We start from the raw sequence: 21,612 nt of genomic DNA, 5'->3' as shown, positions 1-21,612 counted from the left end.
TAGTGCAACGATGGCAGGTCAGATCAAGATCGACAAGCAGGAGACGGAAAAGGGCGGGCGGTACGTCACGGTCGTGTCAGGCCACGAAGCCGAAATGACATTCTCGCGGGCGAGCCCGCATCTGATCATCGTCGATCATACCGCCGTGCCGGATGCGCTGCGCGGTCAGGGTGTTGGCCAGGCTCTCGCGCTGCATGCGGTGGAAGATGCACGGGCTGGGGGATGGAAGATCATCCCGCTCTGTCCGTTCATGCGCGCGCAATCGCTTCGGCATGCGGAATGGGCGGATGTGATTCAGCAACGATGAGGGCTTTTGATAATTTCGATCTGACGAGGATTCTGGGTTTCCCCGTGCTCGGAGAGAAACAAATCCGTTGCGTTCCGGTCCTCGCAATCTACACCAGCTGATTCTTCAGGCTCAAAAGCGCTCGGGCTAACCGATCATCGCGCGCCTGTCGGCAACGGGCATTTCTTCATCGCGCGGCTTGCCGTCCCGCTGTTCGAGCGCTTCAGCCTTGGCAAGTTCCGCTTCCGATTCGGCAAGCGCCGCTTCGGCGTCATCTTTCTGCGTTTTCAGATCGCGGATCAGAATCAAACAGATTGTCGCGGCGCTGGCGGGCAGCCTTGGCGAATGTCGGATAAGCGAAATGCGAAATGTCGGTGATGCCGGCCTTTTTTTCCTCGGACAGGATCTGCGCGTCCAATTCAGCAGCCATACGTTCGAACTCACCCATCATCAGATCGAGCTGACCGAGCTGGCGGCGCTTTTCCTTGACCTGAAAGAGCTTCAGCCGAACCAAACCTTCATGCGACTTCATACTCACTACCCCCTAAACGCTCATCCTGAGGCCGGTATTGTGATGTCACCAAAAGCATTGGCGAGGGTCACCCGGCTGGCGTTTTACCCGAATCACTTCGGGAAAATGAAACAAAAACTTAAAGGCTGCCCCGTCTGGTAACCTTTCCTTTACGTTCAGCATTAATCATACGCCTTAAGACTTAAAGCTCGGTAAACCGAAACCTGAAGTTTTTAGGAAGAGATTTTATCGAGTCGAATGAGTCGCTTAGACCCTGAACCTCAAGCTGTGCCTGATGGTTTTTGACTGGCGACTTGACCTTATGAATCAATGCTGTGCCCGCGATCTTTAATTTAAGAGTCAAAGGCACTTGCAAAGCGGAATTAGATTTTGTTAACCATTCGGTGGCAATCTTAACGTTATGGAAACGGCTTGTTTCGCGACCTGGCTTCGGGATTGCCCTGACTGAGGTTTATTGGGCAACCCATTTCAGCGGCGGGAAAAGGGGAATGATATGCGGGTTCTTTTAATCGAAGACGATAGTGCAACGGCCCAGAGCATCGAGTTGATGCTCAAGTCGGAAAGCTTCAATGTTTATACGACGGATCTGGGCGAAGAGGGCGTCGATCTCGGCAAGCTCTACGACTACGATATCATCCTCCTCGACCTCAACCTGCCGGACATGTCCGGTTATGAAGTCCTGAGGACCTTGCGCCTGTCGAAGGTGAAGACACCGATCCTCATCCTCTCGGGCATGGCCGGGATCGAGGACAAGGTTCGTGGCCTCGGCTTCGGCGCTGACGACTACATGACCAAGCCTTTCCATAAGGACGAACTGGTCGCCCGTATCCACGCGATCGTGCGCCGTTCGAAGGGCCATGCCCAGTCAGTCATCACTACGGGCGACCTGATCGTCAATCTCGATGCCAAGACGGTCGAAGTCGCAGGCCAGCGCGTTCACCTGACCGGCAAGGAATACCAGATGCTGGAGCTGCTCTCGCTCCGCAAGGGCACGACGCTCACCAAGGAAATGTTCCTGAACCACCTTTACGGGGGCATGGACGAGCCGGAACTCAAGATCATCGACGTCTTCATCTGCAAGTTGCGCAAGAAGCTCGATTCGGCATCGGACGGCATCAATTACATCGAGACCGTCTGGGGCCGCGGCTATGTGCTGCGCGAACCTGACGCGACAGAAATGCGCGAAATCGCCTGATCCATTCGTCGGGAACAATCAAAAGGCTCCGTATTGCGGAGCCTTTCGTGTTAGATCCAGATGTCGTTCCGGGCTGTACGCTCACCACCTTCGTGGCCGGTATTCAGGACTCCGCGCGGCTCGATCAGCATCAGCTTGACCTCCCTTTCGGCGAACGGCTTGTGCTCGACGCCCTTGGGAACCACGAACATTTCTCCGGCTTTCAAGCAGACGAAGCCGTCACGGAAATCAATGCGCAGCTCGCCGTCGAGGACGATGAAGGCCTCGTCTGTCTCCGGATGGTCATGCCAGATGAAATCTCCTTCAAGCCGCGCAATCTTGAATTGGTAATCATTGAGTTCAGCCACAACTTTCGGTAGCCATTGCTCTGAGAAGAGTCCGAACTTTTCGGAAAGGTTGATAGCACTGTAGGTCCTTGTGGCTCTGTTCGTCTGCATGATGCCTCCAGTTGGTTGAGTACCTGGAATTCTTAATCCGGCCTTGAAACCCGGGTCTTGTACGATTGTGCAAATCAGGAGCGAGGCATTCATCCGGAATTTTTGGCGCGCCGGAGCGTTCAGCCTGCAAATGCAATGAGATTTCCGCCGGGGTCCCTGACAATGAAGGTGCGCGCACCCCAAGGTTCGGCTTTCAACGTCTGGTGAAACAGAGCGCCCCGTTCCTGATATTCCAAGTAGAGAGACTTGACGTCGTCGAGCACGATTGTCGCCGAGAGCAAGTGTTGTTCGGATCTCAAGCGGGTATCAAAAACAGGACCTTCCACCTGCCGGAGATTGAGCCTGACGGCGTCTCGAGCCAATTGGCAATAATAAGGCGGTTCGCCATGGATGAAGCGGGTCTCGAAGCCGAGCACGATACGATAGAAGTCACAGGATGCCTCGATATCAGAGACAAAAAGCTGTGGCTCAACGATGGCGAGAAAGGGGCGTGATGCGTCTGGAACGGCTAAATCGGGCATGGTCTGGGTTCCTTTGTTCAGCGCCTCCCAATTTTCGAAATCGGCTTTCCTGGCAACAAGCTCCTGGGCCTCGCCGAGCCGGAAGGTCTGTTCCAGAATCTGATCATCGCTCAGGCTTCGAAATCGGGTCAAGAACATCCTGATCTCGGTTGCCACCGGATGATATCCATCGCGATGCCATCGCAGATAGAGCTTTGCTTGCTTTTTCAGGTTTTCCAAATTCCGCATGGGCGCGCACTACGTTCGACGTTGTCGTAGGCGGGCGTTGCCCCTCCGGCCGAAAGCCGATGCGCCCTACAGCAGCGGATCTACGCTACTGTGACGCAGACTGGTATGTCAAGATTCTGGAAGAGTGACCGTTCAACCCGTCATGGGTACCTGAGGGAGGATTTCGGCAATCGATGCGCGGTTGAATGGCTTCAGAAGATATCCGGCAGCGCCGGCGCGCTTTGCCCGCATGATCTTGGTAACGTCGATTTCGGGCAGGCAGAGATAGATCTTGCTGTTCTCGCCACCAGGCAAGGCACGTATCTGCGCGATGATATCTGTGGCAGGCATATCGGCCAGGGCGCTGTCCAGAATGATCAAATCGGGCATCTCGACGCTGCAGGCGGCAACCGTCTGAAAGCCGGTATCGGCCGTGGTCACGACGGTCGTGTCGCCGGCGATGAGACGACGCGCAACCTTCCTGACGACCGGCGATCCGTCAACGATCATGCAACGTAGCAATGGAAATTTCTCCTGCGCCATGAGGCCCATTTTTGCTGTTTCGGGCGGAAGACTAGCAGGCCCTGGGTGAACAAATACCCAAGGTTGATGGTAAATTTTGGCGCAACTTTTAAGAAAGTATCACGCGGCGGTGAAAACGATCTCTTCCGGCGAGGCATGGATCGAGATGGTCATTCCGGCTTCCTGCGCGAGGAGGAGCGTATAATACGGCTGCACGGCATGGGCATCAATCGGTTCTTCAGGGACCTTGCCGCTGTGAAGCTCGAGAAATTTCGGCGGCACGCGCAGCGTGGGTCCCCGTGACGTCAGGACGAAACGCGGTTGCGTTTCCGGAGTCTCCAGGACCACTGACAATGTGCCACCGCGCGGCAGCGCTGCGTTGGCGATCAGCACCAGATTGAGCAGGAGCTTCACCTTGTTCTTCGGCAGAAGCACGCGAGTGCCTTCCCAGGAAAATTCCGCCTTTTTCGCCCTTCATGTATTCGTTGGCAACGTTCTGGGCATCGCCTGTGTCGATCTGGACGCCGGCGGAACCCGCAGCGCCGAAGGCAATGCGCGCGAACTGCAGCCGTGCAGAAGCGCTCCGTGCGCTGGATTTGATCAGGTTCATTGCGTCTTCGTCGGCACCACCTTCCTCAAGGAGTTCAAGGCCGTTATTGATCGCGCCAACCGGCGAAATGATGTCGTGGCAGATGCGGCTGCTGAGGAGCGCTCCTAGGTCCGTTGCCGAGAGAATAACGGGCAATGTCATTGGGGAATCTCCTGAAATTTGTCTGGTTGGTTCAGGCGTTGCCGCAGAATCAGTACCTAACGCAGATCACTCTGATTTCTGATCCATTTGGATACATAGCCTGATCCCGATCGGCAAGAACGTCGTGGTAAAAGCGCCGAAAATGCTGAAATTCGTGCGTTTTTGCCAATCTTTGCAAGTCATTGAAATGCCAAGATCGATTCATAAACTTTTATACAAGGTTTAGCGCCTTAAATAGCGTTCAATTAGAAAGCAGGCGCAAGATCTGCACACATCCGTATCAGGCGTCAGGCAAAGAAGCGAACAGCCAAAAGGAATTATGATGGCGTCTCTACTCTTGTCTTTGAACCGTGGCTTTCTTCTCTTTCTGACCATCGTGTCGCTCGTTGTCGCGCAAGCGCAGACGGCGCGGGCGCAGGAAACCTATACGATGGAGGAGATCGTCAACTCCGGCCAAAGATTCTTCGGATCAACATCGGGCGGGCTCGCCACGGCTGTCGAAAAGGTGTTCCAGAGTTACGGCTTGCCCAACGGCTATGTCCTTGGCGAAGAAGGCTCCGGCGCGCTTATCGGCGGCCTGACCTATGGCGAAGGCTCGCTGTATACAAAGAATGCCGGTGACCACAAAACTTTCTGGCAAGGGCCGTCCATCGGATGGGATTTCGGCGGGCAGGGCTCGCGCGTCATGATGCTCGTCTACAATCTCGACGATATACAAAATCTGTATGGCCGTTTCGTCGGCGTCGCCGGTTCCGCCTATCTCTTTGCAGGTGTCGGTTTCAACGTGCTCAAGCGCAACCAAGTCTTGCTCGTGCCAATCAGGACGGGTGTGGGCGCTCGTCTTGGTGTCAATGTCGGCTATCTGAAGTTGACCCAGACGCCAACATGGAATCCATTTTGATCCATTAAGCCGATATTTGCCAACCAGGACGCGGGCTTATCGCCCGCGTCTTTGTGTTGGCCGGCTGGTCTGCTAATACACGCTGTACCAAAAAGGACGTTCTCCGCTCTAACAGGACCTCGATCGTGATCCAGTCTGCACTATATTTCGCTCTTGGATTTCTGAGCGCCGTCTTGCTGGCGCTGCTCGTTGCACCGCCAATCTGGCGCCGGGCGATGCTGATTACCCGCAGAAATGTCGAGGCAGAGACGCCGCTTACCCTCAACGAGATACAGGCACAGATGGATGGCATGCGTGCCGGACATGCAGTCGCCGAGCGCAAGCTGGAATTGACCCTTCAAGATGAAAAGGAAAAGGCAGCATTGCAGCTGGTGGAGCTCGGTGCAAGGGAACGCCTGGCACGCAATCTGAAGGCTGACCTCGCGGCGCGCGATGAAACCATTGCCGCGCTATGCGCCAGGCTTGCGGATCACGAACAGAATCTCGAGAAATCCACCAAGAACCTGTCCGGCACGGAAAAATCGCTCGAGCAGCGTTCGTCAGAACTTGAGCTCCTCAATCGCCGTATGTCAGAATCTTGCGATCAATTCCGACAGTCTGCAAATCGAATTGGCTGCGCAATCGACCCGGATCGAAAACCTGTCGGACGAATTGAAACAGGCGCGTCAGGGCAAACGCGACAGTGATGAGCAGCGGCGGAAGGTCGAAGCCGATCTGCAAGCCCTGCAGCATTCATCGGCGCAGGAAGCCAAACGCTGTGCTGAATTTGAGAAACAGGCGCACGGGCTAATGGCCAAACTGTCCGATACGGAAGCAAGGCTCTCCCGCCGCGAGAAGGAAATAGAGCGCATCAACGAGCGACTGCGCAAGGTGCTTGCCGAAGGACGCAAGCAAGGCTCGTCCGTCCTCGACGTGCCGCGTGGCAAGCAGGCGGTGGTCGAGGCCCAGGAGGCAAAACTCCTGCGAGAGGAGATGAACGCCCTGGCATCGCAAGTCGTTGCCATGGTCGCAAGACTGGAAGGACCGGCATCCCCGATCAATGAACTGTTGGCCAAGGCCGGCAATGATTTGCCTCGCGTCCATGACGAAAACGGCGAGTTGATCGTGAGCCTTGCCGATCGTATTCGCGCGCTACAAGCCGCGGCGTCCGAGGCTGGAAAAACGGCTGAATCGCGATAGGGCGATGCCTGAGGCAGTCGCGACATTCAGACTGTCGAAGCTGCCGGACATCGGAATTTTCACTGTTCGCAGCTGTTGCAAAAGCGCTTTGGGCAAGCCTTCGCCCTCGGTGCCAAGCAGCAGTGCCGTACGCGGTGAAGGCTCGGCGTCGTAGATGCTTGTTTTGCCCGACGGGCTGAGAGCAAAGAGTTCGAAACCGGCATGCCGCAATCCGTCTACGATCGTTTCGATCGATCCTTGCCGGGCAAAGGGAACCTTGAGAGCAGCTCCGACTGAAACACGGATCGCCTTGCGGTAGAGTGGATCACAACTGGTCTCGTCCATCAGGATGCAATCCGCCTCGAAAGCGGCGGCGTTGCGAAAGATCGAACCCATATTGTCATGGTTGGAAATGCCGCAAAGAACGACGACCAGAGCCTTTTCAGGCAGGGTTTCCACGAGCATTTGCAGCGAATGGGGCGCGCTGCGCCTGCCTACGGCCAGGATGCCGCGGTGCATCGGGAAGCCGGCAATCGCATCCATAGTTTCGCGCGATACGCAGAAGACGGGCACATCGGCCGGACAGCGCTGCAATTGCTCCGTGAGCCCTACGAGCCTGTTCTCCAGTATGAGGAGCGACTCTACTGCAAATGCCGGATTGGACAGCAGCACATTGAGGACGACCTTGCCTTCGGCGATGAAGCGGCCCGCGCGACCTACCAGATCGCGCTCGCGCACGTTGCGGTAAGGCGCAAGACGCTCATCGCCTGCTTCGGAGACCCGGGTTACCCTGCGCTCCAGCCACTGACAATCCGGAGACCCGGAAGATGTCATGTGGAGGGGTGCGAGGCGCCCAGCCCGGCCCGCGCTTCCCCGGCCATGCGTACCAGCGTCATATGCATATCCTTTGCCGAGGTCAGCGGCTCGGGGAAGAATATGCGCAGCACGTCATCTCCATCGGCCAAATCGAAACCGTCGGCATCGATGCCGGTCAGCCGCCAGTTACTGTCCGCCGCCCTGGCAAAAAAACGGGCGTAGAGCGCGATGGCATCCGCATGATCCCGGTTCATGTGTTCGACCGCACTTTTTTCGGCCGCCGCAAGCTCATCGTTTGCCGGGCTGAGGCTCAACCATTCACTTGCAGCCAGCTGATAGGCCCGGCCAAACCCGCCATTCAGTCTCACGTGATCCGGTTCGAGCCGGAAGAAGCGAAAATCGCCAAGGCTGACGTAAAGCTTTGATTTGGGCAGGTGAGACAAATAACGCCATTCAATGCGCGCATGCTCGGGCGCATCGCGCGATATCTCCCGGGCTCGCGCGGATATGGTCATGCGTGGGGAAGCGAGCGGATCGCCCTTGCCAGGTTCGCCAACCAGGAGCGAGCAGCGCGGATCGGCAAGAAGCGCCGGCGTGTGGGCGGCGAGGGCGGAAACAAGAATAATGGGCGCGCCGTCATGGTCGGTGGAGAGGCCAACGCGGGTGGCAATTGGATCTCCGGTCTGGGGATCCAGCGTGGCGATGACCGCGTGGCGGGCGGTACGCAGCAATGTGCGGGCCAGACGGATTGCGCCATCGTCAATCTCGCGCAAAACATCCTTATTTTCGGTCACGGCTGCTCCTTCATCCTGGCGTGCATCAGATTGATAGTTCGTCAGGGGAAAGCGAACAAGTTATTTGAAGGCGGCGCCGGAAGATCAGGCAGCGATGGAGCGATTGTCGCTGAGGCCGATATCATTCATGCAATCGGCGAGCAGATCCAGATCGACCGGGCCGATCGTGCAGAGAACCGGCGCGACTTCTTCGGCAGGAACCTGAAGCACCATCAACTCTCGCAGTGCCTCCATCAGTGATTCGCGGGTATCATACCGGGCAGCAGGCGTGCGCATCAGATTGCCTTTTGAGCGTGATCAGTTGCATCAAGCTTAAGGCAAATACGGTAAACAAATTCTTAATTTTGCCATTATTGAAAATTTTTGCTCGTGAACTGAATAAAATAACCTCATAATTTCAAACGGATGCTATCGTCATGTTGCACAATAATCATACTTGCCATTGTTTGGCCCCAAATGGGTTCATTCTGTGGGCACCTTCACCAGCAGGAACAACAGCGATGAGAATTGCTTCGTGATCGGCTTCGCTAAGTGGAAAATCCATTCTATTGCGGGCATTGTCGCAGCCGCCGGGCTTGTCAGTGGTTGTACACAGACCGGTCAACATTCCAGTAAGCTTACCGCCAATCTGACGTCGCGCACCAGCGGCAGCAAGACATATGCCTATACACCCAAGGACAAGGAATGCCTTGAACGGGCAATGTTCTTCGAATCAAACCGCTCCAGCCAGGACGGATTGCTTGCAGTCGGCACAGTGGTGATGAACCGGCTCGATTCCGGCAAATGGGGCAACACCATTTGCGGCGTTGTCGGCCAGAAGGGGCAGTTCGCTCCCGGCGTGCTTTCCCGTCCAATGAAATCTGCCGCCCTGCCGGATGTACAGGCAGCTGCAGACGCCGTCCTCAAGGGTGAACGCAATCCCAAGGTGAAAAACGCAATGTTTTTCCACACGGCGGGTCTCCGCTTCCCTTACAAGAACATGCACTACACGGTGGTGGCCGGCGGCAATGCCTTTTATGAGAAGCGCGACCGTTATCATACGGCCGAGATTGCTTCCAAGGACGCGAGCATTGCGATTGCCAATGCCTATGTAGCCAGCACAAGAATGGCCGGTGCAAAGTCCGCCAATACTGTTCTGGTTGCAACCGCATCGCAACCGGCACTTGCGACAACGTCAACACCGACTGGCGGACGTGTGACCAGCCGGCCCGTTCTCGTTGCGCAGGCGGACATTGCTCCGATGGCATTCGACACCACGAAGGTCGCCGTACCGATGGATCCGCCGCCTCAGGCGATGGATTACAGGTCGTCGACTGTGCAGACTGTGCAGGTTGCTCAGCCGGTACAGTCTTCGCAGACGACGACGCAGCCCGGCCTGATGGCTTATGAGGCGCCAAATGGCAAGGCTGTCGATGCGATCGGCCAGATGCTGCTGGCGCAGGATCGTCCAAACTCTCTCTGAAGATCGGGTATGATTGAGGGGGTTCGGGCGCCTAGCCCGAACCATTCACGGTACCAGGTAATGGTGGGCCCACTCGTTGTGGGGAACCATCTGGCCGATGGCATATTGAAACGTCAGGATCGTCATGTGGTCAGGCAAGGTCGAGCAGGTATAGGACAGATGATACCATTCGCCCTTGCTGCGGAACGCAGCGCCCGCTGAACGGATCTTATCGCCCTTGATCCTGGGCTCCTCAAAAGCATAGGCGACGAGTTCGTCCGGAACGAGCCGTGCCGGATCCTTGTGGATGCGTTCCATCGCCTCAAGATCGCAGCGCTGCTCCAGCCGCGTTTGCGGGTCGAGCCGTTCCAGCTCCTCGGCAGCGCCAGAATCCATGGCTCGGGCTGGGCTGGCCAAGGCGGCCGACAGCAAGAGGATCACGCTGATTATTCTCATTCCTGACCGGCTTTCAAATTACAAGGGATGCATCGGCATTGCTACCAACTTGCCGCGCTGGTTGAATCACACGCTGGCGCGCCCGCTAGATACCAATCGGATTGGGTCCAAATTATGAAAGGGCGGTTGTATTCAAGCAATGGCCTCTAGCCGGCAACTTTCCGTTCTTTATCGCCGTTGGCTTCAATAAAGGAATAGATGTACGAGAAGGATGGTTGCGACCGATTGGCGGGTTCGACCATGCCTGCGACACTGCCAAGGGTGGCGGCAAAATTGTTGCAATTGAAGCCGAACATCCTCCACTTCGGGGGATTGGCGAGGTTGGCCCGGACCTTTTCCAGCAACTGCTGGTATTGCGGTTCGGTCAGCGAAACGCGATAAGCGGCGTTTGGCGTAAAGCGGCAATCCTCAAAACTCGGGGCCAGGTCTGCTGGCACAGGCACTATTGCACCGCCATAAAGTCCAATCAGGCTACCTCTTGGAAACAGACCGATGTATTGGCGTGTGACCGGCTCGCCCTTGGCGTCCAGCCTGCCGAAGACCACATAGACATGACCACTCGGGATGCTGGACGAGAAACGCTGGCGAAATTCAATATAGGCCGGATCACCGGTTTTCTCGCGATTGGCGGTGAGCTTTGCGTCCGTACCATTGGGTTTTCCGTGGGCCGCGCAGGTAAGCTGTGGGATCTCCGGAACAGAGGTTGGTATGATTTTCGAATTGGTTGCCGCCATTGCCGGCTGAAAGACGGCCAAAGCGATTACCGTGAGGCCCGCCAATAATTGGTTGAACGGGGACGATGCGGCTTTTCGCACGATCAAAGTTCTTTCGATCCGGAATCAGTAGAGATAGGGCAGGACGCGCCAGGTGCGAGCGCGATATCGATGATATTCTTCTCCGAAAGCCTCTTCCATCATCGCCTCCTCCGGTCCTATGCGGGAGAAAAACAAAAAGCCAAAGCCAACGACACCGGCGAGACCTGCGACATAATTGGGCAAGAGCAGGGCCTGGGTCAATGCCATCAACCAGAAGGCTGTATACATCGGATGGCGAAGGTACTTGTAAATGCCGGTTGTGATGAGTTTGTGATCCTGCTTCAGTTGCAACGAAACGGACCACATCTGACCGAGCGCCTTGTGTGTCAGCCGAAAGAGCACGAGTGCGGTGACAGCGGCGCATATTCCCGCGACAAAAAGCAAAGGGCTCGCCGGGTACGACGCTGAACGCGGCTGGCCTGTAGCAACATAGATCAACGGGATGACGCCAAGGCCCGTGGCAGAGATGGCAAGACGAATGGTATCGGCGCCCTTCCTCCGGTCGATTGTCAGACTTGCCCGGCGTGCGCGCCGATCGAATGGACGGCGCAACAGATACCAGCCGGCCACAAAGGCCACCCAAACGACTTTTCCGGCGGTCACAAGTGAAATCATGATGCGGCAGGTTCAGATAATTTGAGTGGAAGAGGAGCAGAACGCTCGCAAGGGAGCCCCCCCTTCATCGCGATGTCGGCAAAATGCTCCGGCCCGCACAGGATGGCGTGCCAGGAATAGTGCGTGCGCCTTTCGACCCCAAAGACAAACTGGCGGTGCACCCTGAAAAAATCATGGCGAATAGCCTTGTATGCTTCATCGCAAAGCTGGCTGCGAAATCGAACCCTGACAGGAACAGGCGATGTGCCATTGGCAATCCCGAGATCGCGCACAGGGTCGGATTTGTAGAAATTCATCGGATCGGTTAGCGCCTGAACATCGACCCAGATAGTATTGCTACGCGCGACCGTCCCGACCTTTTGGCGTAGTGCCCGGGCGGCAGGGTGCAGCGCCACTTTCAGAAGGCTCGAACCAACGGTGAGAAGGCCGTAGTTTCTGGAAGCATCCTGACTGAGGGCAGCGTCAAGTATCTGGAGCGCGCAAATCGCGCCGAGGCTGTGTGCGGCTACAAGGATTTCGGTGTTTGGCGGTGTATTACCGATACGAGCCGCAGCATCGGCGACGACTTTTTCCACTCTGGCCAAGACTTCGGGCCGCCGTCGACGCGCCATATCGTGAGCGAATGCCCAATCATCCATAATGAGCAAGAAGTGCATTTTGCTGGCCGCAAACCAGAACAGCGCGACCACGGAGAGGAACGAAAGGATAAGCGGGATGATCGGTCCGTCCGGGCCAATAGCGGTAGCGGCGCTGCCAATACCGTATGATAATGCGAGGATGATTGCGATCAGAACGATCGGGTACAGGAAAAACAGAGCATAGCGCCAGCTGGTCGCGACAAAGCGGAAGAATGTTCCCGTCACAATGAAGTCGAGGAGTGCCACGATCCCGCTCAACAGCCGCACAAGCGGATTGCGCGACGCATAGAACATGGTGATGTCGCCGAGGCCATAGAGAATGAAATCCGTTCTCGTCGTCCAGTTTTCACCGGAGGACGTAAGACTGAATTGACCCGTAGCTACTGCATCACCGGCTGAAGAAACATCGAGTGGAGCAGTCTCGGCCATTTGAATATCATAGACCGGCGCCGTTTTTTGCGCCTCGCGCATGAAGCGCCGGTGATGTGCCTCGACCGGCATGTGTTCAAAGCCTGGCAGTAAAATTACGAGACGCTCGGCAACGGACATTTGCCACCTTTCAGGAACCGGTGAATTCGGATCAGTGATCAGCGCAATAGCTCAGCAAGAACGAGTTTAGATGGCCGATGTTAACAGAAAATAGCCGGCAACGCATTCCGGTCACTTCATACATCCGGGGTTCTATTTCGGCGCCATGCGAATTGCGCCGTCGAGCCTGATGGTCTCGCCATTCAGCATCGGGTTTTCAATAATATGCAGCGCCAGTGCCGCATATTCCTCGGGCTTTCCGAGCCGGGAAGGGAAGGGGATGGAGGCTGCAAGCGAGATCCTGTACCTCCTGCGGCATGGCAAGCAGCATTGGCGTGCCGAAAATTCCCGGTGCGATCGCCATGACGCGAATGCCGAAACGCGCAAGTTCGCGGGCGGCGGGCAGGGTGAGGCCGGCGATGCCTGCCTTCGAAGAAGCGTAGGCGGCCTGACCGATCTGGCCGTCAAAAGCAGCTACAGAGGCGGTCGAGATGATGACGCCGCGTTCGCCTGTTTCCAAAGGTTCAAGCTTTGCGGCCACATCGCTGACGAGGCGCAGCATGTTAAACGAACCGATGAGATTGACTTCGATCACGCGGCGATAAAGTTCAAGATCATGCGGACCGTCGCGGCCAACGATGCGGCCGGCATTGGCAATACCTGCACAATTGACAAGGACGCGCGGTGAGCCGAGTTCATCGACGACCCGTGATACGGCTTGCTCGGCATCGCCAGCGCTCGAGACATTGCAGGCGAGGGCAAGGCCGCCGATCTCGTCAGCAAGTTTCTGTGCCGCTTCGAGATTGATATCGAAAAGCGCAACCTTGGCGCCTTTTTCGGCCAATGCCCGTGCGGTGGCAGCCCCGAGACCCGATCCGCCTCCTGTTACAATGGCCGTCTGGCCCTGAATGTTCAAAATGCCACTCCTTGTGCTCTTTCATGTCTTCTTGCATGAGTTTTGGCGCATATCCAGACAGAGAACCGTTTTTGGGCACCAGAATTCGTCTTATTCGCGGCAATTTGAAGACTGATCGATACCGCATACCGGAAGTCAGTGGACGAATTTTTAGTGGATTTCACCATTTTTTCTTTCTGGTGGGAGATTTTCCCCAGAATCGACAATTATGCGGCCTTTGACGGGTTGACTGCGAATAAATCTGCTTGCATTGCGACATTGCAAAGGCTTCCATGCAATCTTCGTTGCAGGCATGGGGGCCTGCAACACAAAAAAACCTCTGAAGGTGGAAAAAATGAATACCTACAAGAAACTCCTTGCGGCCAGCGCGCTCGCATTGATGACCAGTGGGCTGATGGCAGGTGGAGCCTCGGCCAAAACCTTTGTTTTTTGCTCGGAAGCTGTCGCCGGAAGGGTTTGACCCCGGCCTTTACACGGGCGGCAATACTTTCGACGCAGCAGCGCATACAGTTTACAATCGCCTGCTTGAATTCAAGCCCGGCACGACGGAGCCGGAAGCTGGTTTGGCCGAGAGCTGGACGATTTCCGACGATGGCCTGCAGTACACGTTCAAGCTGCGTCCGGGCGTCAAGTTCCAGACGACCGAATACTTCACGCCGACTCGTGAACTCAACGCCGATGACGTGATCTTCTCATTTGAACGTCAATGGAAGACGGACAATCCGTGGCACAGCTATGTTACGGGCACCTCCTGGGAATATTTTGCCGGCATGGGTTTCCCCGAACTGCTCCAGTCGATCGAGAAGGTCGACGACATGACGGTCAAGTTCACGCTCAAGCGCAAAGAAGCGCCGTTCCTGGCCAATGTGGCGATGCCATTCATCTCGATCCTTTCCAAGGAATATGCCGACAAGCTTCAAGCCGATGGCAAGATGAACCAGATGAACCAGATGCCGGTAGGCACGGGTCCATTCATCTTTGTCGCCTATCAGCAGGACGCGGTCATCCGCTACAAGGCCAATCCGGACTATTGGAATGGCAAGCAGAAGATCGATGATCTGGTATTCGCGATCACAACCGACGCATCGGTTCGCTACCAGAAGCTCAAGGCCGGCGAATGCCACTTGATGCCTTATCCGAACCCCAGCGACGTGGCGTCAATGAAAGCCGATCCACAGCTGAAGGTGATGGAGCAGGAAGGCCTCAATGTAGCCTATCTGGCCTACAACACACTCGTCCCGCCGTTCGACAAGGTTGAGGTACGTAAGGCACTCAACATGGCGATCAACAAGCAGGCCATCGTCGATGGCGTGTTCCAGGGGCTGGCGACTCCAGCCACAAATCCGATCCCGCCAACGATGTGGTCCTACAACAAGTCGATTGAGGACGACAAATACGATCCGGAAGCAGCCAAGAAGATGCTTGCCGATGCGGGCGTGAAGGATCTTTCGATGAAGATCTGGGCGATGCCGGTTGCGCGGCCATACATGGTCAATGCACGCCGCGCTGCCGAGTTGATGCAGTCCGATCTTGCGAAGGTTGGCGTCAAGGCCGAGATCGTTTCCTATGAATGGGCCGAATATCTCGACAAGTCCAAGGCCAAGGACCGCGACGGCGCTGCCATTCTCGGCTGGACCGGCGACAATGGTGATCCGGATAACTTCCTTGATACCTTGCTTGGTTGCGACGCTGTCGGCGGCAACAACCGCGCGCAGTGGTGCAACAAGGAGTTTGACGACCTGGTGACCAAGGCCAAGGAGACGACTGACCTGGCGGAACGCACCAAGCTCTACGAGCAGGCGCAGGTCGTCTTCAAGAAGGATGCACCCTGGGCAACGCTTGATCACTCGCTCTCGCTCGTGCCAATGCGCAAGGGTGTTGAGGGCTTCCATCAGAGCCCGCTCGGTGACTTCGCCTTCGACGGCGTCGACATTGTCGAGTAACAAGCGATAAGTGGTATGAAAGGCGCCCGTCTGGCGGGCGCCTTTTTTTGCTTCCGTGCGAAAACAGTAATAAGAGCCGGAAAGCAGGGCCGCGTTGCGGCAAGAGGGTACGACATGTTCAAATTTTTTGTAGGGCGCGCATCGGTCATGATCCTGACCTTTATCGGGGTTTCGATCATCGCCTTTTCGTTCATTCGCATGCTGCCGGGCGATCCGGTGGCGCTGCTTTCCGGCGAACGCGTTATGTCACCGGAGCGGCATGCCGCGATTTCGCATGAACTCGGCTTCGACCGGCCGATAGTCATCCAGTATCTCGACTATCTGTGGGGTGTCATGCGCGGTGATTTTGGCACGTCGATCGTAACCAAGCAGCCGGTTCTCGACCAGTTCTTCCAGCTATTCCCCGCAGCGCTGGAGCTTTCGCTCTGCGCAATCACCTTTGCGGTTCTGCTGGGGATACCCGCCGGTGTGTTTGCGGCAATCAAGCGCGGCTCGTTCTTTGATCAGGCAATCATGGGGACTGCGCTGATCGGCTTTTCCATGCCCATTTTCTGGTGGGGCCTGCTCTTGATCATGCTTGTCTCCAATACGCTGCATTGGACGCCGGTGTCGGGACGCATATCTCTAATGTTTTTCTTTCCGTCGGTCACGGGCTTCATGCTGATCGACTCGCTGATTTCCGGACAAGCGGGCGCCTTCAAATCGGCGATCAGCCATTTGATCCTGCCAACAATCGTGCTCGGCACGATCCCGCTCGCTGTCATCGCGCGTCAGACCCGCTCGGCCATGCTCGAAGTATTGTCAGAAGACTATGTTCGCACCGCTCGCGCAAAAGGCCTGTCGCCACTGCGTGTCATCGGCATTCATGCGCTGAGAAACGCCATGATCCCGGTCGTAACGACCATCGGTCTGCAGGTCGGCGTTATGCTGGCTGGAGCGATTCTGACCGAGACGATTTTCTCCTGGCCGGGCATTGGCAAATGGCTGGTCGATTCCGTCAGCCGCCGTGACTACGCAGTTATCCAGGGTGCCCTGCTTATCATTGCCGCCACCATTATGTTGGTTAACCTTGCGGTCGACCTGCTTTATGGCCTGATCAACCCGCGCATTCGCCACTAAAGGATTTAGGGTATGGCCGAAACAACCGTTCATGGTGGCTCTTCCACCGATTCGTCGCTCCGGCGGCGCCTGTTTGAGTTCTGGTACTATTTTTCCGAGAACCGCGGCGCTGTCATGGGGCTGAGCTTTTTCGTTCTGCTGGTCTTCGTCGCTCTGCTGGCCCCATGGATTGCGCCGCACGGACCGGCCGATCAGTACCGCGATGCCGTGCTTCTGCCGCCATTCGGCCAGGAGGGCGGGAGACTGACCTACCTGCTCGGCACAGATGCCGTTGGCCGGGACATCTTCTCGCGTCTGATCTATGGTGCCCGCTATTCATTGTTCATCGGCGTCATCGTTACCACCATCGCGCTCGTTGGCGGCATTTTTCTTGGCGTCATCGCCGGTTACTTCCGCGGATGGGTCGATACCCTAATCATGCGGCTGATGGATATTATCCTCGCCTTCCCGTCATTGCTCCTGGCGCTGGTTCTGGTTGCGGTCCTTGGACCGGGTCTGGTCAATGCGATGATTGCGATTGCACTGGTGTTCCAGCCGCATTTCGTGCGGCTCACCCGTGCCGCTGTCATGGCCGAGAAGACCCGTGACTATGTCGTCGCGGCCAAGGTGGCCGGTGCCGGTCCGCTCCGGTTGATGTTCAAGACGATCCTGCCCAACTGCATGGCGCCGCTGATCGTGCAGGCAACACTGTCCTTCTCCAATGCGATTCTCGATGCTGCGGCGCTCGGGTTCCTGGGCTATGGTGCGCAGCCGCCAACGCCGGAATGGGGCACCATGCTTGCCGATGCCCGTGAGTTCATTTCCAGTGGTCATTGGTGGGTGGTAACCTTCCCCGGCCTTGCAATTCTCATTACGGTGCTCGCTATCAATCTCATCGGTGACGGGTTGCGCGATGCCCTCGATCCCAAACTGAAGAGGAGCTGAGATGGCGCTTCTTGAAATCAAAAACCTCTCGGTTGGCTTCGATACGAGCACGGGCCAGTTCATGGCCGTGCAGGGTATCGATCTTTCGGTCGATGCCCGCGAAGTGCTGGCAATCGTTGGCGAATCCGGCTCGGGCAAATCCGTGGCCATGCTTGCCGTGATGGGCCTGTTGCCGAAGTCAGCGACGGTGACGGCCGACAGCATGACCTTTGACGGGCACGACATGCTGAAAATGACCACGAAGCGGAAGCGCGAAATCGTTGGCCGTGATGTCGCCATGATCTTCCAGGAGCCGATGGCAAGCCTCAATCCTTGCTTCACCGTCGGTTTCCAGCTGGAGGAGGTCCTGCGCTTCCATATGAAGATGGATGCAAAGACACGGCGCAAGCGTGCAATCGAATTGCTGCAACAGGTGGGCATCCCAACGCCGGAAGAGCGATTGAGCTCCTACCCACACCAGATGTCCGGCGGCCAATGCCAGCGGGTCATGATCGCCATCGCCATCGCATGCAATCCGAAATTGCTTATCGCAGACGAGCCGACCACGGCGCTGGATGTGACCATCCAGAAGCAGATCCTCGACCTTCTCGTCAGCTTGCAAGCCAAATACGGCATGGGCCTGATCATGATCACCCATGATATGGGCGTGGTCGCGGAAACCGCCGATCGCGTCATTGTTCAATACAAGGGCCGCAAGATGGAGGAGGCTGATGTGCTTTCCCTGTTTGAATCGCCCAAGAGCCCCTATACGCGCGCTCTTCTCTCCGCCCTGCCAGAAAACGCGACAGGCGACCGCCTTTCGACAGTTGCGGACTTCATGAAAAACGAAGCGGCGATTTCAGGAGCTCCGTCATGACAGAGATCGTGCTCGAAGGGCGCAATATCGTTCGGGATTACCATGTCGGTGGCAGCTTCTTCGGGAAAGCCAAGACCGTTCGCGCCGTCAAGGGCGTGAGCTTCACGCTTGAGAAGGGCAAGACGCTTGCCATCGTCGGGGAAAGCGGATGCGGCAAATCCACTCTCGGACGTATATTGACGCTGATCGACCCGCAGACATCTGGCGAATTGCTGATCGACGGCAAGGCCATAAACATAGCAAAAGACCGCGTTACATCCGAAATGCGCCGCAAGGTGCAGATCATTTTCCAGAACCCCTATGGCTCGCTCAACCCGCGCCAGAAGATTGGCGAAGTGCTCGGCGAACCGCTGTTGCTCAATACCAAGAAGACTGCAGCCCAGCGGCGCGACCTTGCCATGGAAATGCTGGTGAAGGTTGGTCTCGGACCGGAACACTACAATCGCTATCCGCACATGTTCTCCGGCGGGCAGCGCCAGCGTATCGCTATTGCGCGCGCACTGATGCTGAGCCCGAGCCTGCTGGTGCTCGACGAGCCCGTTTCGGCGCTGGATCTTTCGGTTCAGGCGCAGGTCCTCAATCTGCTGGCCGACCTGCAGGACGAGTTTAACCTCACCTACGTCTTCATCAGCCATGACCTGTCGGTGGTGCGTTATATCGCCGATGAGGTGATGGTGATGTATTATGGCGAAGTGGTCGAATATGGAACGCGCGACGAGGTGTTCTCCAATCCGCAGCACAGCTACACAAAGACGCTGTTTGCCGCGACACCGAAATCCGACGTCGAGAGCATCAAGGCGCGCCTCGCCAAGAAGAAGGTAGCTGCCTGAGGAGGATCACCGTAAGGGTCTGCTGCGGCGGTGATTTGACGCGATTTTCGGCGTTTCCGGTGCTCACGTGGTTTATGTACGCTGCGCTCCGGTTCTCGAAAACCACGCCAGCTCTCACCGCAGCGACTTCCGAAACGGACTCTTGGATAATTGAAAGAATATCATGAGCAAAAAGCAGGCGATTTCGACAGCGCCGAAGGACGGCAGCAAGGTTCAGATTTTCTGGACCGATGAGGATGGGCAGGAGAACAGAATCCATCGGGCAGTATCGCTCTCTGGACCGGCTGAAAGCCACCGGTGGACAGTGGGACGAAACCGATGCCGGCTGGTGGATCTTCACGGATTCCAATACGCAGAAGAAGGTCGCACCGCACTCATGGCAGCCGGCCGGCAAGGCCGGCGAAGATGAGGGCGATGGCAGCGACGAATAGAGCGCAATTTTCTTTAGTGTCTCTGGTGCTTTAGCAGGCCTCGCACAATGTCGTCGGCAGAAATCATGCCAAGGATCGTGCCCTTGTCGACAACGCCAACATCTCCATTGTTCTTCGCCACCGCCTGCATGACTTCGCGGACCGGTGTCTCCGGTCGTGCGGTCGCAGCAAAGGGCCGGTCGGCAGAACGCGAACGGTCAAGCGGCACCATGATATCGCCGGCGGTCAAAACCCCGAGCGGGTTCATGTTGGCGACAAAATCCGCCACATAGTCATTGGCGGGATTGAGCAGGATGTCCTGTGCCGTACCACACTGGATAATCCGACCGCCCTCCATGATGGCAATACGGTTGCCGATCTTCATCGCCTCATCGAGATCATGGCTGACGAATACGATCGTTTTCTTCAAACGCTCTTGCAGGCTGAGAAGCTCATCCTGAAGGCGGGTGCGGATCAGCGGATCGAGCGCAGAAAATGGTTCGTCCATGAGAAGGATCGGCGCGCCAGTTGCGAAGGCGCGGGCGAGTCCGACGCGCTGCTGCATGCCGCCGGAAAGTTCGCCAACCTTGCGCTTGGCCCAGTCCTTCAGATTGACCAGTTCCAGCTGCTGTTGCACTGCCTTGGCGCGTTCCTCCTTTGGAATGCCCGAGAGCTCAAGGCCGAAACCGACATTCTCTTCCACCGTGCGCCACGGCAGCAAACCGAATTGCTGAAACACCATCGATACGAGATGCTTGCGCAGGTCGCGCAGCGTTGTCTTGTCGGCTTTCCCGACATCGATCGATCGCCCGCTATTGTGGACCACGACGGAGCCGCGCGATATCGGATTAAGGCGATTGATGGCGCGCAGCAGGGTCGACTTTCCCGAACCGGACAGTCCCATGAGAACGACTATCTCGCCTTCGGCAATGGTGATCGAGCAATTGTGCACGCCCAAAACATGGCCGGTTTCGGCCTGGATGTCGGAGCGGCTCTTGCCCTGATCGGCAAGCGAGAGAGAGTCGTCGGTTTTCTTGCCGAAAATGATACAGACGTTTTCCAGTGTGATCGCGGTCATTCACCTGGCTCCTTGCCGGGACGGAAGATACGGTCGAGCACGATGGCAACGACCACGATGACAAGTCCTGCCTCGAAGCCCAAGGCGGTGTTGACCGAGTTGAGCGCACGAACAACGGGAACGCCAAGTCCGTCCGCGCCGACCAGCGCGGCAATTACGACCATGGAGAGCGACAGCATGATGGTCTGCGTGAGGCCGGCCAGAATTTGCGGCATGGCGTAGGGAAGTTCGATTTTCCACAGGAGCTGACGCGACGACGCGCCAAAGGCCTCGCCTGCTTCAACCAGATGCAGCGGTGTCGATGAAACACCAAGATGGGTCAGGCGGATGGGGGCGGGGAGTACGAAGATTGCAGTTGCCAGCAGGCCCGGGACCATGCCGATGCCGAAGAAGACGATCGCGGGAATCAGGTAGACAAAGGTCGGCAGTGTCTGCATCAGGTCGAGAACCGGCCGGATGGCCGCGTAGAATTTTGGCCGGTGCGCGGCAATGATGCCGATCGGAACGCCGATGCCCATGCATAGAATGCAAGACGACAAGACGAGTGTCAGCGTCTCCATTGTCTCCTGCCAATAACCCTGGTTGAGGATGAAAAGGAAGCCAAGAACCGTCAGGACGGTGACACCGATGGAACGCCGGAGCGCATAGGCGATGGCGGCGAAAATCGCGACCATGATCAGCGGATGCGGGTACTTCAGAAGGAACATGAGTCCATCGATGAAACCCTGCATGAGCGTCGCCAGACCATCAAAGAACCAGGCGAAGTTGTTCGTGAGCCAATCGACGATACCCTTCGCCGTCCTGCCAACCGGAATCTTGTCTTGCGTTAACCAGTCCAAGCGGAACTACCCCTCTGTCGGAATGAGCGGAGAAAGCCGTCCGGCCGGTAAACCGGGCGGCTTATGTTCTTATGTCTTTCAGCC

Annotated in this window: 23 protein-coding genes and 4 pseudogenes; 12 read left to right on the top strand and 15 right to left on the bottom strand. The window is 56.7% G+C overall.

Features of this window, described 5'->3' with window-relative positions; all coding sequences use genetic code 11:
- Positions 1-10 precede the first annotated feature (10 nt).
- The gene (locus N8E89_RS03100) at positions 11-307 is read left to right on the top strand and encodes a GNAT family N-acetyltransferase (protein ID WP_113172108.1); all 297 of its coding nucleotides are present in this window, start codon (positions 11-13) and stop codon (positions 305-307) included.
- A 126-nt stretch (positions 308-433) separates the two neighbouring features.
- Here N8E89_RS03100 and N8E89_RS03095 read toward each other — a convergent pair.
- Positions 434-818: pseudogene (locus N8E89_RS03095) on the bottom strand (flagellar export protein FliJ).
- 493 nt (positions 819-1,311) lie between these two features.
- On the opposite strand from N8E89_RS03095, the gene ctrA reads away from it, so the two are divergent.
- Positions 1,312-2,013 carry a response regulator transcription factor CtrA gene (gene ctrA, locus N8E89_RS03090; protein ID WP_099998139.1) on the top strand — a complete coding sequence of 234 codons (702 nt, stop codon included), beginning with the start codon at positions 1,312-1,314 and terminating at the stop codon, positions 2,011-2,013.
- Positions 2,014-2,063: 50 nt separating this feature from the next.
- Here the strand turns inward: ctrA and N8E89_RS03085 are convergent, their stop codons facing one another.
- The 4 genes and pseudogenes from N8E89_RS03085 to chpT form a co-directional block, all read right to left on the bottom strand.
- The gene (locus N8E89_RS03085; RefSeq protein ID WP_262261099.1) at positions 2,064-2,450 is read right to left on the bottom strand and encodes a cupin domain-containing protein; all 387 of its coding nucleotides are present in this window, start codon (positions 2,448-2,450) and stop codon (positions 2,064-2,066) included.
- A 119-nt stretch (positions 2,451-2,569) separates the two neighbouring features.
- Positions 2,570-3,109, bottom strand: coding sequence for a VOC family protein (locus tag N8E89_RS03080; protein WP_315975680.1), 540 nt, complete (start codon positions 3,107-3,109; stop codon positions 2,570-2,572).
- 222 nt (positions 3,110-3,331) lie between these two features.
- Positions 3,332-3,700 carry a response regulator gene (locus N8E89_RS03075; protein ID WP_106664269.1) on the bottom strand — a complete coding sequence of 123 codons (369 nt, stop codon included), beginning with the start codon at positions 3,698-3,700 and terminating at the stop codon, positions 3,332-3,334.
- A gap of 120 nt (positions 3,701-3,820) precedes the next feature.
- A pseudogene (chpT, locus tag N8E89_RS03070) lies at positions 3,821-4,451 on the bottom strand (histidine phosphotransferase ChpT).
- Between the two features lie 322 nt (positions 4,452-4,773).
- Here chpT and N8E89_RS03065 point away from each other — a divergent pair.
- The 3 genes from N8E89_RS03065 to N8E89_RS03055 all read left to right on the top strand — a co-directional run bounded on the left by N8E89_RS03065 (position 4,774) and on the right by N8E89_RS03055 (position 6,531).
- Positions 4,774-5,352, top strand: a complete 579-nt coding sequence (locus N8E89_RS03065; RefSeq protein ID WP_106664085.1) for a DUF1134 domain-containing protein — start codon at positions 4,774-4,776, stop codon at positions 5,350-5,352.
- Positions 5,353-5,477: 125 nt separating this feature from the next.
- Positions 5,478-6,038 (top strand): hypothetical protein, encoded by a 561-nt coding sequence (locus N8E89_RS03060; RefSeq protein ID WP_262261097.1) that lies wholly within the window; start codon positions 5,478-5,480, stop codon positions 6,036-6,038.
- Positions 6,004-6,531 (top strand): hypothetical protein, encoded by a 528-nt coding sequence (locus N8E89_RS03055; RefSeq protein ID WP_262261096.1) that lies wholly within the window; start codon positions 6,004-6,006, stop codon positions 6,529-6,531. The genes N8E89_RS03060 and N8E89_RS03055 overlap by 35 nt, the downstream gene beginning before the upstream one ends.
- On the opposite strand, the gene N8E89_RS03050 is transcribed toward N8E89_RS03055, so the two are convergent.
- The 3 genes from N8E89_RS03050 to N8E89_RS03040 all read right to left on the bottom strand — a co-directional run bounded on the left by N8E89_RS03050 (position 6,484) and on the right by N8E89_RS03040 (position 8,396).
- Positions 6,484-7,344 carry a TrmH family RNA methyltransferase gene (locus tag N8E89_RS03050; RefSeq protein ID WP_262261095.1) on the bottom strand — a complete coding sequence of 287 codons (861 nt, stop codon included), beginning with the start codon at positions 7,342-7,344 and terminating at the stop codon, positions 6,484-6,486. The genes N8E89_RS03055 and N8E89_RS03050 overlap by 48 nt on opposite strands.
- Positions 7,341-8,120 (bottom strand): HugZ family pyridoxamine 5'-phosphate oxidase, encoded by a 780-nt coding sequence (locus N8E89_RS03045; RefSeq protein WP_262261094.1) that lies wholly within the window; start codon positions 8,118-8,120, stop codon positions 7,341-7,343. The genes N8E89_RS03050 and N8E89_RS03045 overlap by 4 nt, the downstream gene beginning before the upstream one ends.
- Positions 8,121-8,204: 84 nt before the next feature.
- On the bottom strand, positions 8,205-8,396 hold the full coding sequence (locus N8E89_RS03040; protein ID WP_113172114.1) for a hypothetical protein: 192 nt from the start codon (positions 8,394-8,396) through the stop codon (positions 8,205-8,207).
- A gap of 238 nt (positions 8,397-8,634) precedes the next feature.
- Between N8E89_RS03040 and N8E89_RS03035 the strand changes: the two genes are divergently transcribed.
- Positions 8,635-9,582: a cell wall hydrolase gene (locus tag N8E89_RS03035; protein ID WP_262261093.1), complete on the top strand. Its 948-nt coding sequence runs from the start codon at positions 8,635-8,637 to the stop codon at positions 9,580-9,582.
- A gap of 45 nt (positions 9,583-9,627) precedes the next feature.
- Here the strand turns inward: N8E89_RS03035 and N8E89_RS03030 are convergent, their stop codons facing one another.
- From N8E89_RS03030 to N8E89_RS03010, 5 genes and pseudogenes are all read right to left on the bottom strand, one after another.
- Positions 9,628-10,017: a DUF930 domain-containing protein gene (locus N8E89_RS03030; protein WP_113172116.1), complete on the bottom strand. Its 390-nt coding sequence runs from the start codon at positions 10,015-10,017 to the stop codon at positions 9,628-9,630.
- A 146-nt stretch (positions 10,018-10,163) separates the two neighbouring features.
- Positions 10,164-10,832: a hypothetical protein gene (locus N8E89_RS03025; protein ID WP_262261092.1), complete on the bottom strand. Its 669-nt coding sequence runs from the start codon at positions 10,830-10,832 to the stop codon at positions 10,164-10,166.
- Positions 10,833-10,856: 24 nt separating this feature from the next.
- Positions 10,857-11,435 carry a protein-S-isoprenylcysteine O-methyltransferase gene (locus N8E89_RS03020; RefSeq protein ID WP_262261091.1) on the bottom strand — a complete coding sequence of 193 codons (579 nt, stop codon included), beginning with the start codon at positions 11,433-11,435 and terminating at the stop codon, positions 10,857-10,859.
- Between the two features lie 8 nt (positions 11,436-11,443).
- Positions 11,444-12,634 (bottom strand): hypothetical protein, encoded by a 1,191-nt coding sequence (locus tag N8E89_RS03015; RefSeq protein WP_262261090.1) that lies wholly within the window; start codon positions 12,632-12,634, stop codon positions 11,444-11,446.
- A 132-nt stretch (positions 12,635-12,766) separates the two neighbouring features.
- A pseudogene (locus N8E89_RS03010) lies at positions 12,767-13,529 on the bottom strand (3-hydroxyacyl-CoA dehydrogenase).
- A gap of 334 nt (positions 13,530-13,863) precedes the next feature.
- Here N8E89_RS03010 and N8E89_RS03005 point away from each other — a divergent pair.
- From N8E89_RS03005 to N8E89_RS02980, 6 genes and pseudogenes are all read left to right on the top strand, one after another.
- Positions 13,864-15,472, top strand: a pseudogene (locus tag N8E89_RS03005) (ABC transporter substrate-binding protein).
- Positions 15,473-15,586: 114 nt separating this feature from the next.
- Positions 15,587-16,591 carry an ABC transporter permease subunit gene (locus N8E89_RS03000; RefSeq protein ID WP_262261089.1) on the top strand — a complete coding sequence of 335 codons (1,005 nt, stop codon included), beginning with the start codon at positions 15,587-15,589 and terminating at the stop codon, positions 16,589-16,591.
- 12 nt (positions 16,592-16,603) lie between these two features.
- Positions 16,604-17,515, top strand: coding sequence for an ABC transporter permease subunit (locus N8E89_RS02995; protein WP_106664072.1), 912 nt, complete (start codon positions 16,604-16,606; stop codon positions 17,513-17,515).
- A 1-nt stretch (position 17,516) separates the two neighbouring features.
- Complete coding sequence (locus N8E89_RS02990; RefSeq protein ID WP_113172120.1) at positions 17,517-18,371, top strand: ABC transporter ATP-binding protein; 855 nt, start codon at positions 17,517-17,519, stop codon at positions 18,369-18,371.
- A complete protein-coding gene (locus N8E89_RS02985) occupies positions 18,368-19,201 on the top strand; it encodes an ABC transporter ATP-binding protein (protein ID WP_106664070.1) in 834 nt (277 codons plus the stop codon). Before N8E89_RS02990 ends, N8E89_RS02985 begins: the two co-directional genes overlap by 4 nt.
- A gap of 236 nt (positions 19,202-19,437) precedes the next feature.
- Complete coding sequence (locus N8E89_RS02980) at positions 19,438-19,632, top strand: hypothetical protein (RefSeq protein WP_410010330.1); 195 nt, start codon at positions 19,438-19,440, stop codon at positions 19,630-19,632.
- A gap of 13 nt (positions 19,633-19,645) precedes the next feature.
- Here N8E89_RS02980 and choV read toward each other — a convergent pair whose 3' ends face one another.
- Both choV and choW read right to left on the bottom strand, forming a co-directional pair.
- Complete coding sequence (gene choV / locus N8E89_RS02975) at positions 19,646-20,689, bottom strand: choline ABC transporter ATP-binding protein (protein ID WP_262261088.1); 1,044 nt, start codon at positions 20,687-20,689, stop codon at positions 19,646-19,648.
- On the bottom strand, positions 20,686-21,528 hold the full coding sequence (gene choW, locus N8E89_RS02970) for a choline ABC transporter permease subunit (RefSeq protein WP_262261087.1): 843 nt from the start codon (positions 21,526-21,528) through the stop codon (positions 20,686-20,688). The genes choV and choW overlap by 4 nt, the downstream gene beginning before the upstream one ends.
- Positions 21,529-21,612 lie beyond the last annotated feature (84 nt).

Source organism: Phyllobacterium sp. A18/5-2 (genome assembly GCF_025452215.1).
GTDB lineage: Bacteria > Pseudomonadota > Alphaproteobacteria > Rhizobiales > Rhizobiaceae > Phyllobacterium > Phyllobacterium sophorae.
This window is presented reverse-complemented; position numbering and strand designations above follow the sequence as displayed.

Excerpts from the sequence above, each read along its gene's own strand:
- N8E89_RS03100 (WP_113172108.1), top strand. The coding sequence starts at position 11 with ATGGCAGGTCAGATCAAGATCGACAAGCAGGAGACGGAAAAGGGCGGG.
- ctrA (WP_099998139.1), top strand. The coding sequence starts at position 1,312 with ATGCGGGTTCTTTTAATCGAAGACGATAGTGCAACGGCCCAGAGCATC.
- N8E89_RS03085 (WP_262261099.1), bottom strand. The coding sequence starts at position 2,450 with ATGCAGACGAACAGAGCCACAAGGACCTACAGTGCTATCAACCTTTCC.
- N8E89_RS03080 (WP_315975680.1), bottom strand. The coding sequence starts at position 3,109 with ATGTTCTTGACCCGATTTCGAAGCCTGAGCGATGATCAGATTCTGGAA.
- N8E89_RS03065 (WP_106664085.1), top strand. The coding sequence starts at position 4,774 with ATGGCGTCTCTACTCTTGTCTTTGAACCGTGGCTTTCTTCTCTTTCTG.
- N8E89_RS03050 (WP_262261095.1), bottom strand. The coding sequence starts at position 7,344 with ATGACATCTTCCGGGTCTCCGGATTGTCAGTGGCTGGAGCGCAGGGTA.
- N8E89_RS03040 (WP_113172114.1), bottom strand. The coding sequence starts at position 8,396 with ATGCGCACGCCTGCTGCCCGGTATGATACCCGCGAATCACTGATGGAG.
- N8E89_RS03030 (WP_113172116.1), bottom strand. The coding sequence starts at position 10,017 with ATGAGAATAATCAGCGTGATCCTCTTGCTGTCGGCCGCCTTGGCCAGC.
- N8E89_RS03015 (WP_262261090.1), bottom strand. The coding sequence starts at position 12,634 with ATGTCCGTTGCCGAGCGTCTCGTAATTTTACTGCCAGGCTTTGAACAC.
- N8E89_RS03000 (WP_262261089.1), top strand. The coding sequence starts at position 15,587 with ATGTTCAAATTTTTTGTAGGGCGCGCATCGGTCATGATCCTGACCTTT.
- N8E89_RS02995 (WP_106664072.1), top strand. The coding sequence starts at position 16,604 with ATGGCCGAAACAACCGTTCATGGTGGCTCTTCCACCGATTCGTCGCTC.
- N8E89_RS02990 (WP_113172120.1), top strand. The coding sequence starts at position 17,517 with ATGGCGCTTCTTGAAATCAAAAACCTCTCGGTTGGCTTCGATACGAGC.
- N8E89_RS02985 (WP_106664070.1), top strand. The coding sequence starts at position 18,368 with ATGACAGAGATCGTGCTCGAAGGGCGCAATATCGTTCGGGATTACCAT.
- N8E89_RS02980 (WP_410010330.1), top strand. The coding sequence starts at position 19,438 with ATGGGCAGGAGAACAGAATCCATCGGGCAGTATCGCTCTCTGGACCGG.
- choV (WP_262261088.1), bottom strand. The coding sequence starts at position 20,689 with ATGACCGCGATCACACTGGAAAACGTCTGTATCATTTTCGGCAAGAAA.